Source organism: Gluconobacter sp. (assembly GCF_047722525.1).
Taxonomy (GTDB): domain Bacteria; phylum Pseudomonadota; class Alphaproteobacteria; order Acetobacterales; family Acetobacteraceae; genus Gluconobacter.
The window spans coordinates 275972-298073 of sequence record NZ_JBDNYY010000003.1 but is presented as its reverse complement, the minus strand read 5'-3'; the positions used below and the strand labels follow the sequence as shown (position 1 = coordinate 298073).

General features: G+C 59.4%; 18 protein-coding genes. 10 read left to right on the top strand and 8 right to left on the bottom strand.

Annotation, left to right across the window (positions count from 1 at the left end):
- Positions 1-148 precede the first annotated feature (148 nt).
- Complete coding sequence (locus tag ABF859_RS04905) at positions 149-1216, top strand: retroviral-like aspartic protease family protein (protein ID WP_415526664.1); 1068 nt, start codon at positions 149-151, stop codon at positions 1214-1216.
- Here the strand turns inward: ABF859_RS04905 and ABF859_RS04900 are convergent, their stop codons facing one another.
- Together ABF859_RS04900 and ABF859_RS04895 are read right to left on the bottom strand one after the other, a co-directional pair.
- Positions 1217-2755, bottom strand: coding sequence for an aldehyde dehydrogenase family protein (locus tag ABF859_RS04900; protein ID WP_415526663.1), 1539 nt, complete (start codon positions 2753-2755; stop codon positions 1217-1219). It abuts the gene before it with no gap.
- Between the two features lie 205 nt (positions 2756-2960).
- Complete coding sequence (locus ABF859_RS04895; protein WP_415526662.1) at positions 2961-3275, bottom strand: antibiotic biosynthesis monooxygenase family protein; 315 nt, start codon at positions 3273-3275, stop codon at positions 2961-2963.
- A gap of 283 nt (positions 3276-3558) precedes the next feature.
- On the opposite strand from ABF859_RS04895, the gene ABF859_RS04890 reads away from it, so the two are divergent.
- A complete protein-coding gene (locus tag ABF859_RS04890) occupies positions 3559-4716 on the top strand; it encodes an iron-containing alcohol dehydrogenase (RefSeq protein WP_415526661.1) in 1158 nt (385 codons plus the stop codon).
- 38 nt (positions 4717-4754) lie between these two features.
- On the opposite strand, the gene ABF859_RS04885 is transcribed toward ABF859_RS04890, so the two are convergent.
- Complete coding sequence (locus ABF859_RS04885; RefSeq protein WP_415526660.1) at positions 4755-5345, bottom strand: NAD(P)H-dependent oxidoreductase; 591 nt, start codon at positions 5343-5345, stop codon at positions 4755-4757.
- A gap of 132 nt (positions 5346-5477) precedes the next feature.
- Here ABF859_RS04885 and ABF859_RS04880 point away from each other — a divergent pair, with 132 nt between their 5' ends.
- Positions 5478-6395 (top strand): LysR family transcriptional regulator, encoded by a 918-nt coding sequence (locus ABF859_RS04880; RefSeq protein WP_415526659.1) that lies wholly within the window; start codon positions 5478-5480, stop codon positions 6393-6395.
- 21 nt (positions 6396-6416) lie between these two features.
- Here ABF859_RS04880 and ABF859_RS04875 read toward each other — a convergent pair whose 3' ends face one another.
- The gene (locus ABF859_RS04875; protein WP_415526658.1) at positions 6417-7391 is read right to left on the bottom strand and encodes a LysR family transcriptional regulator; all 975 of its coding nucleotides are present in this window, start codon (positions 7389-7391) and stop codon (positions 6417-6419) included.
- A 167-nt stretch (positions 7392-7558) separates the two neighbouring features.
- On the opposite strand from ABF859_RS04875, the gene ABF859_RS04870 reads away from it, so the two are divergent.
- Genes ABF859_RS04870 through ABF859_RS04860 form a run of 3 tightly spaced genes read left to right on the top strand, consistent with a single transcriptional unit; the run spans position 7559 to position 11836 of the window.
- A complete protein-coding gene (locus ABF859_RS04870; protein ID WP_415526657.1) occupies positions 7559-9235 on the top strand; it encodes an MFS transporter in 1677 nt (558 codons plus the stop codon).
- 16 nt (positions 9236-9251) lie between these two features.
- Positions 9252-10328: an HlyD family secretion protein gene (locus ABF859_RS04865; protein WP_415526656.1), complete on the top strand. Its 1077-nt coding sequence runs from the start codon at positions 9252-9254 to the stop codon at positions 10326-10328.
- Positions 10325-11836, top strand: a complete 1512-nt coding sequence (locus tag ABF859_RS04860; RefSeq protein WP_415526655.1) for an efflux transporter outer membrane subunit — start codon at positions 10325-10327, stop codon at positions 11834-11836. The genes ABF859_RS04865 and ABF859_RS04860 overlap by 4 nt, the downstream gene beginning before the upstream one ends.
- A 24-nt stretch (positions 11837-11860) precedes the next feature.
- Here ABF859_RS04860 and ABF859_RS04855 read toward each other — a convergent pair whose 3' ends face one another.
- Entirely contained in the window at positions 11861-12763 is a 903-nt protein-coding gene (locus ABF859_RS04855; protein WP_415526654.1) for a S1/P1 nuclease, read from the bottom strand.
- 580 nt (positions 12764-13343) lie between these two features.
- Between ABF859_RS04855 and ABF859_RS04850 the strand changes: the two genes are divergently transcribed.
- The 4 genes from ABF859_RS04850 (at position 13344) to ABF859_RS04835 (ending at position 18999) form a co-directional block, all read left to right on the top strand.
- Positions 13344-14990 (top strand): lactate permease LctP family transporter, encoded by a 1647-nt coding sequence (locus tag ABF859_RS04850; protein WP_415526653.1) that lies wholly within the window; start codon positions 13344-13346, stop codon positions 14988-14990.
- Positions 14991-15414: 424 nt separating this feature from the next.
- Entirely contained in the window at positions 15415-16032 is a 618-nt protein-coding gene (locus ABF859_RS04845; RefSeq protein ID WP_415526652.1) for a sorbitol dehydrogenase family protein, read from the top strand.
- Between the two features lie 20 nt (positions 16033-16052).
- A complete protein-coding gene (locus tag ABF859_RS04840) occupies positions 16053-17690 on the top strand; it encodes a GMC family oxidoreductase (protein WP_415526651.1) in 1638 nt (545 codons plus the stop codon).
- A complete protein-coding gene (locus tag ABF859_RS04835; protein WP_415526650.1) occupies positions 17683-18999 on the top strand; it encodes a c-type cytochrome in 1317 nt (438 codons plus the stop codon). The genes ABF859_RS04840 and ABF859_RS04835 overlap by 8 nt, the downstream gene beginning before the upstream one ends.
- 77 nt (positions 19000-19076) lie before the next feature.
- Here the strand turns inward: ABF859_RS04835 and ABF859_RS04830 are convergent, their stop codons facing one another.
- The 3 genes from ABF859_RS04830 to ABF859_RS04820 form a co-directional block, all read right to left on the bottom strand.
- Complete coding sequence (locus tag ABF859_RS04830; protein ID WP_415526649.1) at positions 19077-19331, bottom strand: hypothetical protein; 255 nt, start codon at positions 19329-19331, stop codon at positions 19077-19079.
- A gap of 263 nt (positions 19332-19594) precedes the next feature.
- Positions 19595-21133: a glycerol kinase GlpK gene (gene glpK / locus ABF859_RS04825; protein WP_415526648.1), complete on the bottom strand. Its 1539-nt coding sequence runs from the start codon at positions 21131-21133 to the stop codon at positions 19595-19597.
- 52 nt (positions 21134-21185) lie between these two features.
- Positions 21186-22082, bottom strand: a complete 897-nt coding sequence (locus tag ABF859_RS04820; protein ID WP_415526647.1) for an MIP/aquaporin family protein — start codon at positions 22080-22082, stop codon at positions 21186-21188.
- Positions 22083-22102: the final 20 nt, after the last annotated feature.

The window sequence follows — 22102 nt, the reverse complement described above, 5'->3', positions numbered from 1 at the left end:
CTCCCCGTCGAAGTCAAACAGCAGAACGCCTTCGTCAGAGCATTTACAAGGTAAGTCCAGATAAACGCTGCCCGGTAAAATCATTTGGCTTTTACCGGGAAACGGGACAAGGTTTCCTCAGAACTCCCTGACCGTTGGGTAAGGATCAATGATGGGCAGACTGTGGTTCAGAGGGAGTATTCCGTCTGCTTTTCTCGCTCTGCTCGTCTTCCTACCTTCCGCTCAGGCCAGAACCATTCACGACTGTGTCGTGACGAGCGAAGTCCTGCCTTTCCTCAACCCTGCAGGCGCTCCCGTCATTCATGTCCGCGTCAATGACCATGATATCGGCGCCTTCTTCTCGACCTTCACCACCCTGACAAGCGTCTGGGACGCAAAAGGATTCGATTTTTACCGGAGCGACCCCATCAAAACCGTTTCCGTCACCGGCACGGGTGGAAACTATTCAACCACGGTCGAAAGCCTTCAGATCGGCAATTCCGTCTTCAAGGATCTGTCCACGCTTCTGGTTACCGACCGCCCTCCGAAGGCCCCGGATGGCCTGCTCCTCATGATGGATATCGGATGGGACATTCTGGGGCACTATCATCTCCTGATCGATCGATACTCCCAGGAAATGGCCATCTTCAGCTATGACACGGCACCAGACTGTCCGGATATCGGAACACTCCTGAAAAATCCCGGACCGTTCATCCCACTCGCGTCGCTCGATGATGAGTCCCCACAGCTCAATCAGGTGACGGGCCTGCTGGACGGTCACAAGGTGGACATGCAAATCAATACCAGCGCGAACCGCTCCATCATCCAGCAGTGGGTGGCACGGAAAATGGGCATTTCACGGCGCATGCTCGCTCAGGATGACGAGATCCGCGTCGGCGCAGGCGAGGTTCTGCTGGGGCACAGGCATCATTTCAGCACGCTACAACTTGGCTCGCATACGCTGCATGACATCACTTTGGACGTCGTGCCGGATGCGGAATTCAATATTCTGGGAATGGATGTCCTCAAGCATTTCAACGTCCTGATCAATCCCATGAAGGGCAGGCTCTGGCTTGAGGATTACACGCCTCCGCCCGGTCATGTGGAGGAGAAGGCGCTCCCCTGGTCCCCGACCCATGACCGGCTCAGCATCACGCATGCCAGCGAGGAAAAGCAGGCCCCACCCACACAGGACCAAAGGACGAAGCCTGCGCCCCGCCCCTCCGGCAATCCGTGATCAGGCGTCTGCCGACCCACCATCCACGTCGAACTTCACACCCTGCGCGAGCGGCAGGGTGCGGCCGTAATTGATGGCATTGGTCTGACGGCGCATATAGGCCTTCCATGCATCGGATCCGGACTCGCGCCCTCCCCCGGTTTCCTTCTCACCCCCGAACGCACCACCGATTTCCGCACCCGACGGCCCCATATTGACGTTCGCAATACCGCAGTCAGAACCCTGCGCGGAGAGAAACTGCTCCACTTCACGAATATCGGTCGCAAAGATCGAGGACGACAGGCCCTGCACCACATCGTTCTGAAGCGCAATGACCTCATCAAGCGTGTTATATTTCATGACATACAGGATCGGTGCGAACGTCTCTTCCAGCACCGGACCGGTCTGCGACGGCATCTCCACCATCGCCGGACGGACATAGAACGACGCCTCACCGTTCACATCCACACGCGTCCCACCGTGGACCGTACCGCCCGAAGCTGCCGCAGCCTTGAGGCTGTCCTGCATCATCCCGAAAGATGCCGCGTCGATCAGCGGGCCAACCAGCGCGTCGCCCTCAATCGGGTTGCCGACCGAAATCGCCCTGTAGACATTGGCCAGCTTCGGCACGAGCGTGTCATAGACGCTGGAATGGATGAACAGGCGACGCAGCGTCGTACAGCGCTGCCCGGCAGTCCCCATGGCGCCAAAAGCAACGGCCCGCAGCGTCAGCTCCAGATCGGCGGAGGGCGTGACGATGGAGGCATTGTTACCGCCCAGTTCCAGAATGGAACGGCCGAAACGACGCGCCACGCGCTCTCCGACATCGCGGCCCATCCGGGTCGAACCGGTCGCGGAAATAACGGGAACACGGCGGTCTTCCACCATCAGTTCGCCGATGTCACGACCACCGACCAGCAGGGTGCTGAGCGCGGCTGGAGCATCACTGCCGAACCGGGCCGCAGCCTTCAGGAACAGGGCCTGCGTCGCCAGGGCGGTCAGCGGGGTCTTTTCCGAAGGCTTCCAGATCACGCTGTCACCGCAGACCAGCGCCAGCGCGGCATTCCAGGACCAGACGGCAACCGGGAAATTGAACGCCGAAATGATGCCTACCGGCCCGATGGGATGCCACTGCTCCGTCAAGCGATGATCGGGGCGCTCGGACTGGATCGTCAGGCCGTAAAGCTGGCGGGACAGACCGACCGCGAAATCGCAGATGTCGATCATTTCCTGTACCTCGCCCAGACCTTCGGACGGCACCTTACCCACTTCCAGCGTCACGAGACGCCCGAGCGCCTCCTTGTTCGCCCGGAGCTCCTCACCCAGCAGACGCACGAGTTCGCCACGGCGGGGCGCCGGAATCCTGCGCCAGGCCGTAAACGCCTCAACCGAACGGGCGATCGTCGCGTTCGCCTCTTTCGCGCTGATTTCCGCAACTTCGGCAATCCCCTCGCCCGTCAGCGGAGACCTCACCGTCAGGCTGCCATCCGTATAAAGATCAGGCGCGACACCAAGACTGTCGAGGAGCGTTTTCACTTCGGAGCGGAGGGATGCCGTCATTGTTTTTCCTGTCTTGGGTCTCATGCCGGACGCAGGATACGTCCAGATCTGCAAAAACTGCTCAACGCGTCCCGGAAATGATCCATCACGGAACGGGGAGCACAGATCCGATCCTGCGCCCTTTACATCCACAAACCGTCAGAACGCGTTCGTCAAGATGAGAAGACACTGACCGCAAAACAGCGTGAAGAAAACACGGGAAAGTTCAGGCCTCGATATCCTGAAGAACCTGGAATCCTTCAAAAACGGGTGGTCCGAGCGTCAGAACCGGCCCCTGTCCGGCACCGGCATGAGCACTCCGGAACTCTTCAGAGCGGGTCCAGCCGATGAAAGCATCATAGGAGGCCCAGACGGTATGGGAGGCATAAAGAATGTAGTCTTCCATCGCCGGCCCGCGCAGGAACTGGAAACTGACAAAACCGGGGACGGTTTTCAGAAGAACATCACGGTCCAGCCATTTTCTGCGAAAGGCCTCTTCGCTGTCTGGCCGCACCCTGAAACGGTTCATGGCAATATACATCGGAGCGTCCTCCTCTTTCGCCTCGCAGGCTGTGTTCCTGCGGGCAAATGTAACAGGCGGGCATGGTACGGTTTGTGTCCGGCAATGCCCGTCCATTTGAAATGGATCTGCGGATCGTCGCGCACAAGACCCGGGCGCCGGGCATGACTTTCCGACCGGGTCTGCTGACTGGGACGTTCGACGGAAAACCGGTAGGATGCCCGCAACAGGGCAGGATGCTCATTCCTGTCAGACCATATGATCCACAGCAGCACACTCAGAAGATCCATCTGAAAGCAGAACCATGCAGAATTTTGAATTCTACAATCCCACGCGCATCATTTTCGGCGAGAACACGATCCCAAAACTCGCGGAACAGATCCCGGCCGAAGCCCGGGTCCTGATCCTGTTCGGTGGATCGAGCGCGGAGCGTAACGGCACGCTCCCGGAAGTCCGCAAGGCGCTTGAAGGGCGTTACACGAGAGAATTTGGTGGGATTGAAGCCAATCCGACCTATGAGACCCTGATGAAGGCCGTTGATCTCATCCGTACGGAAAAGCTGGATTTCCTGCTGGCCGTGGGCGGTGGCTCCGTCATCGACGGCACCAAGTTCGTCGCAGCGGCCGTGGATTTCGAAGGCGATCCGTGGAGCATCCTCACGACGCATGGCGCGAACGTCAAAGCCGCCATGCCGCTGGGCACTGTGCTGACTCTGCCGGCAACGGGTTCGGAAATGAACAGCTTCAGCGTCATCACCCGCCAGTCCACGCGCGAGAAGCTGGCGTTTGGCAGCCCGCATGTCTTCCCGCGCTTCTCGGTCCTGGACCCGACACGCACCTATTCCCTGCCCGTCCGGCAGGTTGCGAACGGCGTCGTGGATTCCTTCGTGCATGTCATGGAACAGTATCTGACCTATCCGGCTGATGGTCTGGCACAGGACCGCTTTGCCGAGGGACTGCTGCTCAGCCTGATCGAAATCGGGCCGAAAGTCCTGAAAGAGCCGCAAAACTACTCGCTTCGCGCCAATTTCATGTGGATCGCAACACTGGCGCTCAACGGGATCATCGGTGTTGGCATGCCGGAAGACTGGTCGACCCACAGCATCGGTCATGAACTGACGGCGCGTTACGACATCGACCATGCCCGGACACTTGCCATTGTCCTGCCCTCCATGCTGCGCATCCGCAGGGAAGCCAAGCGTGACAAGCTGCTTCAGTATGCGGCGCGCGTCTGGAACCTGCATGAAGGCACAGAAGACGAACGCATCGAAGCGGCGATCGTGCGAACGGAAGAGTTTTTCGAAAGTCTGGGGATTCCGACCCGTCTTTCGGCTTACGATATCGGTGCGGAGGCCATCGAGCCGCTGATCGGCCAACTCGAAAAGCACGACATGACGGCGCTGGGCGAACATGCCGACGTGACCCCCGAGGTCAGCCGCCGCGTCCTTGAACTCAGCCTCTGATCATGTTTCGGGGACGGGTCATGTCGTCCCCGCGTTTTTCAGGAGAGCGTTCCGAGGACGGTCTCGAGATGCTGGCGGTAAGCCGCAAGCGTGGCGTCCACGTCAGGCGCTTTCATGACATCTGTTGCCAGAAAGGTCGGCAGGGCGGACATGCCCAGGAACTCGTGGGCCTTGTGAAACGGAAAATAGACCCCGTCGATACCACGCCCCTCGAAGAACTGACCGGGGTCGGTGAAGGCTTCTGCCGGTGCGTTCCAGGTCGCGGACAGCATGTACCGCTTGCCCTGACGCAGACCGCCCGAGCCATATTTGCGTTCCGGATGGGCCCGGCTGCGGCCATCATTGGCATAGAGCTTTCCATGCCCGGCCGTCATAACCTCGTCCATGTATTTCTTGACAATCCAGGGCACGCCCATCCACCAGCCGGGGCACTGGTAGATGACCAGATCCGCCCACAGGAAGTTTCCGACTTCCTGCTCCACATCATAGCCATCGTCGATTTTCGTCTGGCGGATGTCATGGCCACCCTTGGTCAGCACGTCCGCCGCAAGAGCCTGAAGCGTGTCGTTCAGCCGTCCGTGTGAATGGGCGAAGACCTTGCCGCCATTGAGAAGAAGAATTTTTGTCATAATCGCATATCCATTCTGTCAGGCATCGGGGATGTGAGTCTGCTGTAATGCATCATGAACCGATAAAGGCCTCTTGATAATTGTTTCAGGCTCCACAAAACCTGTGAATCAGTTTCACAGATCGGAAAACCGATGGATAACCGTTTAGGCGAGATGAAAATCTTTCTCCGTGTCGTGGAGAGCGGCAGCTTTTCCGAGGCAGCCCGTCTTTCCATGACCACCCCTTCCACGGTCAGCAAGCTGATCGGGCGGGTGGAGAGCCGCTTGGGCGTGCGCCTTGTGGAGCGCTCGACGCGGAGGTTGTCCGTGACGCCCGAAGGTCTGGCCTATTACGACCGGGCCCAGGCTCTGATTGCCGAGCTGGATGACATGGAAGGTTTTTTGTCCAAAAAGACCGTTCAGCCCAAGGGGACAGTGCGGATCAACGCCTCCGTGGCGTTTGGAACACTGGCGCTGGAGCCGCTGCTGCCGGCATTCTGGGAAGAATATCCCGATATTCTGGTCGATCTGTCGCTCTCCGATGAAATGGCGGATCTGTATCTGGACCGGACCGATATCGCGTTCCGGGTGGGAAAACTTCAGGATTCCAGCCTGACCGCCCGGCATCTGGGAACCGTGCCCCGGCTTATCGTCGGGTCGCCGGCCTATCTGGCGCGGTTCGGCCACCCCGGAGCCGTGGACGATCTGGAGCATCACCGTTGTCTGGGGTTCAATTTCCGCCGGGCGGCACCGGTCTGGCCCTTGCAGGAACGCGGCCGGATCGTGGACCGGATCGTGCGGGGGCCCCTGCTCGCCAATAATGGCGAGACCGTCCGTCGGGCCGCGATCCGTGGGGCCGGACTGGCGCGGCTGGCGGAATATCATGTCCGTGAGGATCTGGCAGCGGGGCGACTTGCGGAAGTTCTGTCGGAAAGCGGGACGCGGGACGAGGAGGACATCCATGCGCTCTATCAGGGCGGCAAACAGGTGCCCCAGCGCATTCGGGTGTTTCTGGACTTCGTCGTCCCACGCTTACAGGCGTATCTTGAGCCGCTCCGGGGAAATCTATGAATGCAATTCCCAGATCCGTGTTCAGTCCCCTGCCAGGACCGGACCATGCCCCTCTCCCCGAAAACGGATGAGTTCGCGGCGGATGACCTGAAAGACCGTATCCCGCAGCCAGCGATGGATGGCATCGGTATCCACCCGCGGATGCCAGGCCTGAAACGAGGTGACGGGCGGCAGGTCGAACGGAAAGTCGAAGGCCTCAAGCTGGATCTGTGAGAGCGGCAGGCGATCGATCACAATATCGGGCAGCGGAAGGATCATGTCCGTCTCGCGCATGGTCTCGATCATGGAATGATAGGTCGGCACGACCATCGCGATGGGGCGCGTCAGCCCGTAGCGCTCCTTGAGGATAGCGTCGATCGGGCCATAGGGACGGCCTTTGCGGGAGACGCTGATATGGTCGTAATCGACGAGCGTCTGCGGCGTGATGCCGCGTCCGAAAATGGGGTGTCCTTCGCGGACCATGGCGCGAAATGACGTCAGGAACAGGGTCTGGCGCATGATTTCCGGGCGAAGGTCGTCCGTGGCACCGACATAGAGGTCGATCCGGCTGTTGCGCAGGGCTTCGCTGGCCGGTTCCTCCGTCTCGGGCGAGAACACGATGCTGCACTCCGGGCAGTCCTGCTTGAGGGCCATCAGGATGGCATTTCCGAATGCCCCCACGATCAGATCATTGGCGCGGATCGTGAAACGGGGCGAAAGGTGCCTCAGGTTCAGCGTTTCGCTGTCATTCACGAGCGCATCCGCGTCCCGCACGATATTCTGGACACGATCGCGGATACGGCTGGCAAAGGTCGTGGCCATCATGCGCCGGCCTGACAGCACCAGGATCGGGTCTCCGAAAACGGTCCGCAGCGTTGCGAGATGGCGGCTCATGGCCGCGTCACTCACCTTCATGCGACGCGCGGCCTGCGAGACGCTTTCTTCCTCCACGAGAACCTGAAGATACCGCAGGAGATCAAGATCGTAGCGTCTCTGGCTGTCGGTGCGTTTCGCCATCGCTTTCTCCGTTTCCTGCGGCTTTCAGGTCCATTTTCACGCCTTCGTGTGAAAATGGAAAGGATTTCCTGAACCCTTGCAAAAAGTGGAAACGTCACTTGCCGCAAACGTGGGTTTTCGGACCAACACACTCCGGATAGTGGCTGAGGGGAAACGGAAGAGACCCCATGCAACCAGCAGCTTCGCCACCGGCGGGGGCGCCCCCCGCGCAGCCCTCCTATATCCCGCCTTTCGGCATGCGGACCATTATCGGCTGTCTGGGAATGCTGCTGGCCGTGCACGTCGCCGGATTTAACGAGCACATCACGGAAATCGGGCTCGCCGACATCCGGGGCGCGATGCATATCGGGCATGATGAAGGGACGTGGTTCACCTCGATCTACGAGGCTTTCAACATCGCGGCCATGGCGTTCACGCCCTGGTTCTACATGACGTTCTCGATCTACCGCTTCTCGATCTTCATGACGGCCGTGCTTGCAATGCTGTCGATCCCCCTGCCCTTCATGCCGGACATGATCTCGCTGTGTTTCCTGCGCGCGGCACAGGGGCTGAGTGCGGGCTGTCTGCCGCCCGTCCTGATGACGGTTATGCTCAAATACCTGCCGCCCCCCATCAAGGTGTTCGGCATTGGCGGCTATGCGATGAGCGCCACTTTCGGCCCCAATCTGGGTGGGCCGCTTGAGGCAATGTGGTTCGAACATGTCGGCTGGCGCTGGCTGTACTGGGAGGTCATTCCCTTCAGCATCATCGCCATCGCCATGATGGCCTACGGGCTGCCGCGCGATCCGGTGCATCTCGAACGGTTCAAAAACTTCAACTGGCGCGGCTTCTTCATTGGCGTGCCGTCCATCCTGTGCGTCGTAACGGTGCTGTATCAGGGGGACCGGCTGGACTGGTTCCGCTCGCCAATTATCTCCCATCTGACATTCTGGGGCGGTGCGCTGTTCGTGGGGTTCCTGTTCCATGAATGGCATCATCACAGCCCGTTCTTCCGGCTTCAGTACTGGAAGAACCGCAACATCACGATGTCGCTTCTGACGCTCGTGGCGGTGCTCATCATCTGCGGACTAATGATGGAAGTGCCGATGACGTATCTCGAAGCGGTGCGCGGTTACCGGCCAATTCAGGCGGCTCCGGTTGCGCTGACGGTCGCCCTGCCCCAGCTCATCATGCTTCCGCTAACGGCTGCGCTCTGCAACTCCGCACGGGTGGACTGCCGCTATGTGCTGGCGTTTGGTATGTCCTGTCTGGCGCTGGCGGCGTTCCTTGGAACCTGGCTCACGCCGGACTGGGTGCGGGACAATTTTTACGTCCTCCAGGCACTTCAGATCCTCGGCCAGCCAATGGTCGTGATCCCGGTGCTGATGCTGGCCACCATGTCCCTTGGCCCGGCAGACGGGCCGTTCATCTCGGGTATGGTCAACATGCTCAAGGGCATGGCCAATGCGTTCGCCGCTGCCATTTTCGAAATCCTGCTGCGTCGCCGGGAGCAGTATCATTCCACGATGCTGCTGGACCGGGCGGGCAACAACGCCACGTCCCTGTCGGGCATGGGCGATCCGATCCACGCGGCAATCAGCAACACCTCGCCTGACGGCGATCATGTGGCGCGCAATACGCTTCAGATCTTCCACACCTACCTGCACGAGCAGTCGATCACGCTGGCGCTGGTGGACATCTATTTCATCGTGATGTGCATCTGCATCTTCTACGTCGCGCTGACCGCCGTGCTGCCGAAACGGGTCTATCCGCCCGGCAAGGGGCCTGCTCCGGCCATGCCTGCCGTCGCCCGCGAACCGGACCCCGAACCGGCCCCCTCCTCTATTCCCGCCACCGCACACTGACGGACCTGCCTCGAACATGATTTACGGAAAACCCCTTCTTCTGGCCGGATGTGCGGTCATTGTCCTGACCGGTCTGGCCTGGACGGCTGACCGCTTCTTTGTGGGCGACGGTATCCGTCAGGAGACCAATGACGCCTATGTCACGGCCGATTTCACGACCGTGGCTCCGAAAGTTTCGGGGCGTATCGACCGGGTGCTGGCGGAGGACAATGAATACGTCCATGCGGGAGAAGAACTCGCCCATATCGAGGACGACGATTACCGTGCTGCTTTGGGAGCCGCCCATGGTGATACCGCCGCAGCGCAGGGCGATGTGGACAATCTTCAGGCCCTGCTGGACCGTCAGGGCTCCATCGTCGATGCGGCAAAATATACCGTGCAGTCCGACGAGGCCGCGCTGGTCTTTGCACGGCAGAACGCGGCCCGGTACCGCAATCTCTCGGCAGGCGGTGCGAGCACCATCGAGCAGCAGCAGAGCGCGGAAGCCCGGCAGCTTGAGGCCCTCGCCGCCCTCGCCCGCGACAAGGCGGGAACCAGCACGGCTGAACAGCAGATCACGGTGTTGAAGGCCCAGCTTGAAAAGGCTCAGGGTGCGCTTCTGAAAGCCCAGAGCGCGGAGCATCAGGCCGAATTGAACCTGTCCTACTGCACCATCCCCGCCCCCGTGGACGGTGTCGTCGGCGAGCGTGGTGTCCGCGTCGGTGCATATGTGCATCCGGGTACGGGTCTGCTGGCGGTCGTGCCGGTCCGCAAGGCCTATGTGCTGGCGAATTTTCAGGAAACACAACTGACGAAAGTCCAGACGGGACAGAGTGCGACGGTCTGGGTCGATACTTTCCCCGGCCATCCGCTCAAGGCGCATGTGGACAGTCTGGCCCCGGCAACGGGCGTGGCTTTCGCAGCCATTCAGCCGGACAATGCGACGGGTAACTTTACGAAGGTCGTCCAGCGTGTCCCGGTCAAGCTGACCTTCGATCCCGGCCAGCCTCTGGCCGAGAAGGTGCGCGTCGGCATGTCGGTCGAAGCGCGGATCGACACGTCCTCCACGCCTGCGGGCATCCATTCCCATGACGAGCGGTATCTCTGGAAATGAGCCCTTCCCTGTTCCAGCCCTCCCGCTGCCTTCTTCTGGCACTGACCGCGCTGTCCGCCTGCACGGTGGGTCCGGACTATCACCGTCCCGATCCGCATGCGCCGACGCACTGGCATCAGAGCCTTGTACCTGCTGCGAGTCATCCGCAGGAAACATCTACCATCGATGCACAATGGTGGCGGATCTATCACGATCCGACGCTGACGGCGCTGGAAGAGGATGTGGCGCGCAACAACCTCGATCTGCGCGAGGCCGCCCTGCACTTCACCGAAAGTCAGGCTGAACGGAAGATCGCCAGTGCGGCGCAGATGCCGCATATGGAAGGTGCGGCGTCCTATGCCCGCGAGCGGGCCAGCACGAACGGTATTCTTGGCCTCCTGGGGACCATGCAGCAGGCTGGGCCGGGTGAGATCGCCAGTGGGCAGCAGGGTTTCGGCCCTGCGGCTGCGAATGGAGCAAAAGGCAATCCGTCGTTCAATCTGCCGCAATACGGGCTGAGCGCGTCCTGGGAAGTCGATTTCTGGGGGCATGTCCGGCGGCAGGTCGAAGCGGCTACGGCGGCCATGCATGAAACGGACGAACTGCGCCGTGATGTTCTGGTCTCGCTCATGGCCGAGACGGCGCAGGATTATCTGAACCTGCGCAATATCCAGACGCAGATCGGCATCACGCAGCAGAGCATCGCCATTGCGCAGCACAGTGTGAAGCTCACGGAGTTGCGCTTTGCACAGGGCACGGCGACGAAGCTCGATGTCGCCTATTCCCGCGGGCAGATGCATGGCTTTGAGGCGCGTCTTCCGGTCCTGAAAAGTCAGGAAGTGCATCTCGTGAATGCGCTGAGCTTTCTCACTGCGCGGGAACCCGGCGCGTTGAAAGACCGGCTTGGATCATTCCGGACGATCCCCCTCGTTCCCGCGGATATTCCGGTTGGCCTGCCCTCCGAACTGGCGGAGCGTCGTCCGGATGTGCGGGCGGCCGAAGATCATCTTCATGCCGCAACAGCGAGCATCGGTGTGGCCGTCGCGGACTTTTTCCCGCGTGTGACGCTCTCGGGCAGTCTGGATATTCAGGCGTTGCAGTTCAGTGGGCTAGGCTCATGGGCGTCCCGTCAATATGGGTTCGGCCCGACCATGACGTTACCGCTGTTCGAAGGCGGCCGTTTGACCGGGCAGCTTCATCTGCGCCGGGCCCAGCAGAAGGAAGCGGCGATTGCGTTACAGCGCACGCTTCTGAAAGCCTGGGAAGAGGTTGATGACTCCATGGCGGACCTGAGTGCCGCGCAGGAGCGTCGGAACCGGCTGGAAGAAACGGTTTCAGAAGACGAAACCGCCGTCCATATTGCGCAGCTTCAGTACAGTCAGGGTGCGGGGGACTTCCTCAACGTGCTAACGACGCAGAATGCTCTTCTGGCGAGCCGGAGTGCGCTGGCAGAGTCCAACGCGGGCGTGTCGGTTTCGGTAGCCCACCTGTACAGGGCGCTAGGCGGAGGATGGACGCAGAAATCCTGACGTCCATCCCCACTGGAACCGTTCTCAGCCGCCGTTCAAGGCAGTGTTGAGGACGGCTGCCAGACGCACACCGGCCTGCTCCAGGCGCAGTTCCATGATCGGCCAGGAAAGTGCGGTATAGTCCTTGCCGATATCCGCACCCTTGTTGGCTGGCAGTGCGCCGTAAGCCACGCTGCGGGCCAGCGAATGACTCTCATCGGCCCAGTTGACAGTGGCGCCGTAAACGTCCCCGCCATCAAGATCCTGCACCCAGTACTTCGTCTCGTCTGCCGTAATCAGGGCACGGAGACGATCGGCTTCCTTCTTCGCACGCGACGCATCAATGCTGTAAAATGGTCCGACATGCAGGTCCGCCTCATGGTCGATTACACCCTCATCCCACAGGGAATGCAGGTTCATGTGGCCGTTGGCGTTGTTGCCGAAATAGGTCAGGCGGATGGCATTGCCGCCCTTGTCATTGTTACGCTCGGCGGCATGCAGGGGCTGGTGGATATCGCCGATCAGGTGAACAACCCATTTCAGTGCGACCAGACGCTCCTGCGAGGAGGCATGCGTATCAGCGAGGATTTTGATTTCCTCGGGCAGCTTCTCGACGACGCAGGCCCGGTCCGGGCAGTCCCGCGCCTGCTCATAGGCCGGGTGGGACACATCGATATCGACATAATGCCATTTCAGCGTCTCCGGCAGACCGCCCTTCTTCTTGGGCACATGACCGATCGTGTCAGGCCAGGATGCGACCTGATCGAGTGTCTGGTGGTTCTCCAGCGCCAGCAGTGCGGTCGCGGCCTTCTGGGCCTGCGGCGTCAGTCGTTCCTGCGCAATGTCAGCAACGATCGCGTGACCATACGGACCCCAGGCAAATGCGCTGGACGAAAAGGCAATCGTGCCGGCCCCGATCAGGGCCGTACATAAAAGACGAAAATGCATGAAGACCTGACAGTCCATCTCTGAAAGTGACGCTGCTTCCTGTTTATCATCCTTTCGAGAGCACGACAAGGCATTCCGCACCGGTGGTGACAGAACCGTGGCGGCACATCTTTTCGTGTTCCGAGCACAATCCCGGCCTCCATGACAAAGCCATAAGGAAGGTGTTTTTTTTGAAAGGTGGCGGCCAATTCAGAAGTGAAGCCTGAGTAATCCGGTTTTTATTCTCAAATCGAAGTACTGTTAAAAGCACTCTCATATTTCGTATCAAATATCCCGGTAGACACGCACACCCACGCAGCAGATCCCACCAGTTTTTCCTCTCCACAGATAAGCCTCTTCAGAAAATTTACCCCACGGTAAAATCGGATTTACACACTGAGGCCCATCACAATCCGGATTTTTACAAAATAATAGGACATACAAACCAACTAACCAAAACAGTATGTCATAAAGTTTACCGAAAAGTACATTCTACGCTTATTGCACTTATTGTTTTCAAAAAATACGATCCACCGAAGAAGACGAGAAAAAGAGATCAATTTCTTATTATCACTTAATTTTTACTTTGGAGGCTTTCTGGATGTCATCCTGGACACAGGTTTACGATCCAATAGGAAATATCTGGATTTCCGGCGCGATCGCTCTCATTCCAATTCTGTTTTTCTTCTTCGCCCTTCTGTATCTGAAAATGAAGGGACATATTGCCTGTACGATTACTGTCGGTATTACTTTCGCCCTTGCGGTCGCTTTTTACGGCATGCCGGTCTTCATGGCCGTGGCGGCCTGTCTGTATGGATTTGCCTATGGGTTATGGCCCATTTCGTGGATCATCATCGGGGCGGTTTTTCTCTACAAGGTTTCCGTCCGGACCGGCCAGTTCGACATCATCCGTCATTCCATTTCCACGGTCTCGGAAGACCAGCGCATCCAGCTCCTTCTGGTTGCGTTTGCTTTTGGGGCCTTTCTGGAAGGCGCTGCGGGTTTTGGCGCCCCAGTCGCCATCACGACCGCTCTCCTTGTCGGTCTTGGTTTCCCTCCGATCTATGCTGCCGGGCTGTGCCTGATCGCCAATGCGGCGCCCGGAGCTTTTGGCGCGATGGGCATTCCGGTGATCGTAGGCGCCCAGGTGATCGGGGCGGAGCCCTACGCGGTCGCCCGACTGGTCGTAATGCAGTTGATCGTGATCGGCATCATCATCCCGTTCTGGCTGGTCGCCGTGGTGGACGGAATGCGGGGGCTTCGTGAGACCTGGCCTGTGGTGCTCGTCACCGGCGTGACATTTGCCCTGACCCAGACCCTGACAGCCCTGTTGATTGGGCCGGAACTGCCGGACATCATTGCTCCGCTGATCACGATGGTCACGATCCCGGTCTTTCTGCGGTTCTGGAAGCCGCGCCGGATTTTCCGCTTCGAGACCGGCGAGACGGCCGCCAATGTCGCTATCGAAAAAACGTCCTATACGGCATCACAGATCTTCCGCGCCTGGTCTCCCTTCATCGTCCTCACGGTTTTCGTGGCTGTCTGGAGCATCAAACCCTTCAAGGCGCTCTTTGAAGCAGGCGGACCGCTGAACTGGACGGTCCTCGTCATCAGGTTCCCCGGACTGCACAATCTGGTCCTGAAAGCAGCACCGATCGTCCCCAGCCCGACACCTTATGCCGCCGTCTTCAAGCTGGATTTCATATCTTCGGTCGGCACGGCCATTCTGCTGGCAGGGGTGATGTCTGTCCTGTTCCTGAAAATGCGTCCCAAAGATGCCCTCACGACCTTCGGGGATACGCTGCGGGAACTGAAGACGCCGATCTATGCCATCGGCATGGTGCTGGCCTTTGCATTTCTGGCGAATTACTCCGGACTGTCCACAACACTTGCCCTGGTGCTGGCCATGACCAAGGGAGCATTCACCTTCTTCGCGCCGCTGCTGGGCTGGCTCGGTGTGTTTCTGACAGGCTCGGACACCTCCTCCAACGCGCTGTTTGGCGGCCTTCAGGCCGCAACCGGACGCCAGATCGGAGTGAGTGGAGAACTTCTGGTTGCGGCCAATACGGTTGGTGGCGCTGTGGGAAAGATGATTTCTCCGCAGTCCATCGCCGTGGCCTCGGCAGCCGTTGGGCTGGTGGGACAGGAAGGCGCACTGCTCCAGTTCACACTGAAATGCAGTATCGTTCTGGCAATCCTGGTCGGATTGATGACAACGGCGCTGGTCTTCATGGGGGTGGGAACATAATTCTTCCCATCCGGAACGCAGTAGCCGCGGGGCGCAGGGTCACACCTGTGCCCCGTTTCTTTTTCAGACCGGAAGAGTACCCTATTCATCTCTCGAGAACCGTATTGCGAGGCGTTCTCAATATAGAATCGGCTCTCAAAAAAGCTGATCTGACGAATCCGTTCCATCCATGAAGGATAGGAAGAGCAGATTACTTCCAGAGTCCCTGATAACTGCCGGGGAACCGTAATAAGACAACGTACGTTTCCGTATGTTATCCTTTTCGTGGACACCCAGTGGGCTGTATTTTTTACAGGGTTATTTCCTGATAATTGGCCGTTCACGGTTGCATGATCAGCCTGTCGCTGTAGGCTGCGGCCCATTGAAGGTGACATGAATCACGGTCGTGTCATCAGTCTCGAGTGTATGCGAAGAGTGATTTTACATGACGAAAGATCGTCACTGCCCTCTTGTTGACCTCCATGTTTCCTCCCCCAATGCCATGCGTCTGAACCGGCTGATGCGGATGTCGCGTCGCGATACACTCATGACGGGCATGGCCGGCATGGGTGTTCTGGCGGCTGGGAATGTCGTGGCGGCGGAGCCTGCAACCGGCTCTGACCCTGAACTTGAACGCTTCATGAAGGTCTCCACGCGCCTGACGGACCGCCCCTCCCTGGACCCGCGGATCGGGCAGGCGCTTTACGAGCGCCTTCTCCAGTCCGGACCGGAGCGCAAGGCCCAGCTTTCGAAGCTGGCGACACTCCTGGAAGGCGGCACTTACGAAAACGCCTCCGCGTTCGCCAGGGCTGCCGAACAGGCCGATCCGGCGTTCAAGGACGTCATCCATGACATCATGACCGGCTGGTATCGCGGCGTCGCGGACGGGAAAGTCGTGGTCTATCGCTCCGCGCTGATGTTCGACGTCACCAAGGACGCCATCTATCCCAAGACCTATGCCGCAGGCGGCCCGTTCTACTGGACGACGCAGCCGCCTGATGTCGACAAGCCGACCGGCGCCCCTGCGCTGTCGCCGTCCAAGTTCGACGTGGAACCTACCTGAGAGCGGGAACAGCATCTCCTATGTCTTCTGATCAAAATCTCTCCGCCGATGTCGTGATCGTCGGATCCGGTGTCGCGGGCAGTTCCATTGCGAACGAACTGGCCCGCGCCGGCATTTCCGTCATCGTGCTGGAAGCCGGACCGCGGGTGGACCGGCAGCATTTCGTCGATAATTTCCGCAATCTGGAAAACAAGCCCTCGTATCAGGGCCCCTTCCCGTCCACGCCCTGGGCCGAGCATCCGCCCAACCAGATCACGCCGAACAAATATCTCCATACGAGCGGCCCGAACGCCGAAGCGTATCAGCAGGTCTATCTGCGGATGATGGGTGGCACGACCTGGCACTGGGCCGGTTGTGCCTGGCGCTATCTTCCATCCGATTTCGAACTCAAGACCCGTTATGGTCAGGGCCGTGACTGGGCGCTGAAATACGACGACCTTGAGCCGTTCTATTATCAGGCCGAAGTCATGATGGGTGTGTGTGGTCCGGACCCGAAGGTCGAGGATCTGGGGTCGCCGCGCAAGCAGCCCTATCCCATGGAAGCGCTGCCGATTTCCTATGCGGCCCAGCAGTTCCGCAAGCTCATCAATGAAAAGACTCCCTACCGCGTCGTGCATGAGCCGCAGGCCCGGAACACGAAGCCCTATGACGGCCGTCCGACCTGCGAAGGGCACAATAACTGCATGCCGATCTGCCCCATCGGAGCGATGTATAACGGCGGATATTCCGTCTATCACGCCGAGGCAGCCGGTGCGAAGTTCGTCCCGAATGCGGTCGTCTACAAGATCGAGCGTGACAGCGCGAACAAGAAGGTGACGGCCGTTCACTATTACGATCCGGACAAGGGATCGCATCGCGTGACGGGCAAGTATTTCGTCATCGCGGCACATTGCATCGAGACGGCCAAGTTGCTGCTGGTTTCGGCCGATGAACAGAGCCCAGATGGTATTGCCAACAGTTCGGGCCATGTCGGCCGGAACATGATGGATCATACCGGCGTGCAGGTGACGTTCATCAGCGGCGACAAGGCCCTGTGGCCGGGACGCGGTCCGCTCGAGACCAACGTGATCGACAATTTCCGTGATGGCGACTGGCGTGGCGATCGCGGCGCGTATCTTGTTCACATGGTCGATGACAATCAGGTCGATTTTGCGACACAGCTTGCAATTTCAAAGGGTTATGTCGGTAAGGATCTGGAAGAGCAGATCCGCTATCTGGCCTCCCATACGGTCCGCCTGTTCAGCCATAACGAGGCCCTGCCCGATCCGGACAACCGCCTGACGCTGAGCAAGACGCACAAGGATGCGCTCGGGATTCCGCATCCGGATGTCTATTACAAGCTGCCGGAATATACGGTCCGCAGTTGCGAGCATACGCGCGGGCTGTTCAAGAACCTCATCGGCCTGATGCACGGCACGGACGAGCAGTGGACGCCGGGTTATTTCCCGCAGGATCATCCCTCGGGCAGCACCATCATGGGTGTGGACCCCAAGGATTCCGTGGTGGACGGCCATTGCCGGACGCATGACCATGAGAACCTGTTCATCGCAAGTTCGTCCGTGTTCTCCACGGTCGGGACCGGGAACATCACCCTTACCGTCGCAGCCCTTGCGCTCCGTGTTGCCGATACGCTGAAAAAAGAACTGCTCCATGCCTGATTTCAAAACCGTTTTCTGGTCTTTCCTTGTTGGTGGAACGGTTCTGAGTGGACTGTCTGCTCACGCTGCGCAGGCGGCGGATGTCGATCAGGATGTCATGAACCGTGGCGCCTATCTCGCCACGGCTGCAGACTGCATCGCCTGTCATACCAAACAGGGCGGGACGCCGTTCGCGGGGGGGCTGAAGATCGCAACCCCGATGGGCGATATCATTTCCACGAACATCACCCCCGATGCGGATCATGGGATCGGCAAATACTCGGAGCATGACTTCGAGCAGGCGCTCCGCAAAGGCAAACGGCGCGATGGCGAGAACCTTTATCCCGTCATGCCCTATGTGTCCTATGCCGGGATGACGGATCAGGACATTCACGCGCTGTATGTCTGGTTCATGAACGGGGTCAAACCTGTTGCGGAAACACCCCCTGCCACGCAGTTGAGCTTCCCCAGCAATATCCGCCTGACGCTGTCAGGATGGAACATGCTGGCGGGGAGCGAGAAGCAGGAAACCGGCGATTCCGCGACCTATGATCCGCTGCGACGCGGCAGGTATCTTGCGACTGCCCTTGAACATTGCGGGACATGCCATACCCCCCGCAATGTGATGCTGATGGAAAAATCCGACCAGTACCTCGCCGGTAGTCCACTTGCAGGCTGGTACGCGCCGAACATCACATCCAGCAAGACCGGCGGCATCGGGGACTGGAGCGAAGACGATATCGTCCAGTATCTGCGGACCGGCCGGGTCAAGGGTAAAAGCCAAGCGGCCGGACCGATGGGCGAAGCTGTCGAGCACAGCACGAGCCATCTGACGGATGCGGATCTGCATGCGCTTGCGGCCTTCATCCGCCAGGTCAAACCCATGGATGATGATGCCGATCACCAGCCCCGTGATGGTTTCGGCAAAGCGGACAACACGCCCGATCTGCGCTCCGGCGAGCTGACCCGGATCGACAACCTGTCCCATAAGAGCCCGGCGAACCTGTTCGACGCAAACTGCGCGGCCTGTCATGGGCAGAACGGTGCGGGAACTACGGATCAGTATGCTCCGTCCCTTTATAAAAACTCCGTCGTCGGGGCCGGTCGTCCGGATAATCTGATCATGACGATCCTGACCGGTGTGAACCGTACGACGGCGGATGGTCATGCCAGCATGCCGGCCTTCGGCAGCACGTCGGACGTGCAGCGACTGGATGACGGGGAAGTCGCGAGCCTCGTGAACTATGTCAGCAAGACGTTTGGCAACGGCACCTACAACGTAACGGCCGATCAGGTTGCACAGATGCGCAAGAACAACACGCCGCACTGACATCCATCGCGTACAGACTACAAAAAAGGGGAGACGGATCAGGTCCGTCTCCCCTTTTTTGTGGATTATTCCGGAGTTCAGCTTTCGCCGGAACGACGGTTCGTCACCAGCAGGACAAAATAGGGCACGAAAAAATAGAGCGCGATCATGACCATGAGCGGCCCCAGAAGCCACGCCATGTTTTCATGAAACAGCGACTGGCTGAAGAGATTGCCCAGTCCCATCATGCAGCTCACGCAGAAAAAGCCACCCAGATTTGCGAGAAAGCCGCGATCTCCATTGATCTGACGCAGCTGATTGAAAAAGGGGCTGGACTGCTGCGGGACGGTCATTGCGGACATACTTCCTGTTTTCCGGCAGAGGATGGGAAAAACACGCCATTCGCGTTCGCCCATCTTCCGGACTGCACAGCAGGATACTGCCAAGTCCCCCAAGATTAAAGCCACAACTCCGCAAACGGGACCGGGAGAGGCGTTCTGTCCAAGGGGCTACCCAGTCATAAATTTGATCGCCCCTGCCGGGAAGGACAGATTAATGCAAAGGAACCGGCACCCTTTCAGATGCCGGTTTCTGGACTTTTTATTTTCTTTAACGCTCAAGCCGCCTGACTTGGTGCGGCCTCGATGGCGGAGTGGGCTACCGGAGCAACCGGTGTCAGCGTCCGGCGAACGGCATCATGCCAGCCGTCGATCATGATGCGGCGCTGGGCCGGATCCATCTTCGGAGCAAAGACGCGCTCCTGCTTCCAGGTCGCCGCGACCTCGTCGAGGCTCTTCCACAACCCGACCTGCAATCCGGCGAGGAACGCCGCTCCGAGCGCCGTGGTCTCGATATTGACCGGACGTTCGACCTCGGCCTTGAGCATGGACGACAGGAACTGGGCGAACCAGTCATTGACCGCCATTCCACCATCAATACGCAGGATACTGGTGCGCATGGCACCGTCCTCACGCATGGCCCGGATCAGGTCATAGGTCTGGAATGCCACGGATTCCAGCATGGCACGCGCGATATGGGCCTGCGTGGAGCCAAGGGTCAGGCCGCAGATCAGACCGCGGGCATCGGGGTCCCAGTGCGGCGCACCAAGGCCCACGAAGGCCGGAACCATATAGACGCCGTGACTGTCGGGGATGCGGGTCGCCATGTCGTCGGTCTGGGAGGCATGGGTGATCAGTTGCAGACCATCACGCAGCCACTTGATGCCGGCACCCGCGACGAAGATGGAGCCTTCAAGTGCATAGAAGGTCTTGCCCCCGATGCGATAGGCGATCGTGGTCAGCAGACGGTTATTGGACTTGATGGGCTTCTCGCCGGTGTTGAGCAGCATGAAGCAGCCCGTGCCATAGGTTGCCTTGGCCATGCCCTCCTGAAAACAGGCCTGCCCGATGACGGCGGCGTGCTGGTCACCCGCCATACCGCCGATGGCGATCTTTTCGCCGAACAGCTTGGCTTCCGTCTCGCCGAAATCGCTGCTGTTGTCGCAGACTTCAGGGAGAAGCGCGCGTGGCACATTAAAGAGCTGCAGAAGCTCCTCATCCCACTGCTGCGTGTGGATGTTGAACAGCGACGTGCGGCAGGCATTGGTAATGTCCGTTGCATGACGCTTACCGCCGGTCAGGCGCCACAGCAGGAAGCAGTCGATCGTGCCCGCAGCGAGTTCGCCTGCTTCCGCACGGCGGCGGGCATCAGGCACATGGTCCAGCAGCCAGGCAATCTTGCTGGCGGAGAAATACGGATCCAGCAGAAGGCCCGTCTTTTCACGAACCATGGCTTCCCTGCCCTGCTGACGCAGCAGATTGCACTCATGAGCCGTGCGACGGTCCTGCCAGACGAGCGCGCGATGGATCGCACGGCCTGTCTCGCGGTCCCAGATCACGATGGTCTCGCGCTGGTTGGTGATGCCGAGGGCCGCGATACGGTCCGGTCCACCGACCTCGTCAATCGTCTCGCGCGCCGTGGCGAGCACATCGCGCCAGATGTCTTCCACATCATGCTCGACCCAGCCGGGTTCAGGGTAATACTGAGGAAATTCGCGGCGGGAAATGGCCAGAGCCTGCGCATCCTTTCCGAAGACGATGCTGCGGGTCGAGGTCGTACCCTGATCAATGGCGAGGATGCAGTCTTTCTTGCTCATGATATATTCTCCGGCGGAAGATCTTGAGAATTCGGAAGGTTTCGGACGGATTTCAGGAGACCCGGTTAACGACCGGCAGGGCTGGATCACCCGGATTGGAAACGATCAGAACCGGTTCGGCGGGGTTGACCCCTTCCGGTGCCACGGTGATGGTCTGTTCCAGGTAACGCGGCATGAAAGGGCGCAGGCCGTAGTGGTACACCGCTGCCCCGATCGGACCACCGATCAGCGGGGCTACGATCGGAACCCAGAAGTAGTTGCCCGGTGCCGGCAGGGCGCTCTGTCCCCATCCTGCGAAGAAGCAGAACAGCCGCGGACCGAAATCACGGGCCGGGTTGATGGCCCAGGCATCCAGGTAGCCACAGGATGCACCGATGATCGCGACCAGCAGACCGATGATCAGCGCGCTGGAGTTCGCCTGAGGAGCCTGCGTATTGTACTGGCAGGTGATCGCGAAGATGCCGAAGACCAGTACGGCCGTCAGGACCAGTTCATCCCAGAACGCATGGGAGACCGTGACGAAATCACCCGGATGGGTGAAGAATACGCCCGCGGCACCGCCATCGACGGCGCGCGTCAGGTTGTGCGCCATGTTGAAATGGTCGATCACCGGAACATAGAGCGAGTATACGAGGGCCGCCCCGGCAAAACCGCCCAGTACTTGAGCGCTAATGTAGGGGATAACCTTTTTCCACGAGAAGCCGCGGAACATGGCCAGCGCCATTGTGACGGCCGGGTTCGCGTGGGTTCCGCTGATGGCACCGGTGGCGTAAATCGCTACCGTCACACCCAGACCCCAGACGATACACACCCCCCAGTAAGCCGATTTGTACGGACTGGGATCGTAGAGCGAGTACATGGCCGCAACACCGTCCCCGAAAAGGACGATGATTGCGACTGCGAAGAACTCCGAGAGGAGCTCACCAAGGTAACGCCTGTTTTCTGACATGACTGGTATCCGCCATGAAA

Coding starts and splice junctions, on each gene's coding strand:
- ABF859_RS04890 (WP_415526661.1), top strand. CDS start 3,559: ATGCAGAATTTTGAATTCTACAATCCCACGCGCATCATTTTCGGCGAG.
- ABF859_RS04875 (WP_415526658.1), bottom strand. CDS start 7,391: ATGGCGAAACGCACCGACAGCCAGAGACGCTACGATCTTGATCTCCTG.
- ABF859_RS04840 (WP_415526651.1), top strand. CDS start 16,053: ATGTCTTCTGATCAAAATCTCTCCGCCGATGTCGTGATCGTCGGATCC.
- ABF859_RS04855 (WP_415526654.1), bottom strand. CDS start 12,763: ATGCATTTTCGTCTTTTATGTACGGCCCTGATCGGGGCCGGCACGATT.
- ABF859_RS04830 (WP_415526649.1), bottom strand. CDS start 19,331: ATGACCGTCCCGCAGCAGTCCAGCCCCTTTTTCAATCAGCTGCGTCAG.
- glpK (WP_415526648.1), bottom strand. CDS start 21,133: ATGAGCAAGAAAGACTGCATCCTCGCCATTGATCAGGGTACGACCTCG.
- ABF859_RS04870 (WP_415526657.1), top strand. CDS start 7,559: ATGCAACCAGCAGCTTCGCCACCGGCGGGGGCGCCCCCCGCGCAGCCC.
- ABF859_RS04845 (WP_415526652.1), top strand. CDS start 15,415: ATGACGAAAGATCGTCACTGCCCTCTTGTTGACCTCCATGTTTCCTCC.
- ABF859_RS04895 (WP_415526662.1), bottom strand. CDS start 3,275: ATGTATATTGCCATGAACCGTTTCAGGGTGCGGCCAGACAGCGAAGAG.
- ABF859_RS04820 (WP_415526647.1), bottom strand. CDS start 22,082: ATGTCAGAAAACAGGCGTTACCTTGGTGAGCTCCTCTCGGAGTTCTTC.
- ABF859_RS04905 (WP_415526664.1), top strand. CDS start 149: ATGATGGGCAGACTGTGGTTCAGAGGGAGTATTCCGTCTGCTTTTCTC.
- ABF859_RS04900 (WP_415526663.1), bottom strand. CDS start 2,755: ATGACGGCATCCCTCCGCTCCGAAGTGAAAACGCTCCTCGACAGTCTT.
- ABF859_RS04850 (WP_415526653.1), top strand. CDS start 13,344: ATGTCATCCTGGACACAGGTTTACGATCCAATAGGAAATATCTGGATT.
- ABF859_RS04885 (WP_415526660.1), bottom strand. CDS start 5,345: ATGACAAAAATTCTTCTTCTCAATGGCGGCAAGGTCTTCGCCCATTCA.
- ABF859_RS04860 (WP_415526655.1), top strand. CDS start 10,325: ATGAGCCCTTCCCTGTTCCAGCCCTCCCGCTGCCTTCTTCTGGCACTG.
- ABF859_RS04880 (WP_415526659.1), top strand. CDS start 5,478: ATGGATAACCGTTTAGGCGAGATGAAAATCTTTCTCCGTGTCGTGGAG.
- ABF859_RS04865 (WP_415526656.1), top strand. CDS start 9,252: ATGATTTACGGAAAACCCCTTCTTCTGGCCGGATGTGCGGTCATTGTC.
- ABF859_RS04835 (WP_415526650.1), top strand. CDS start 17,683: ATGCCTGATTTCAAAACCGTTTTCTGGTCTTTCCTTGTTGGTGGAACG.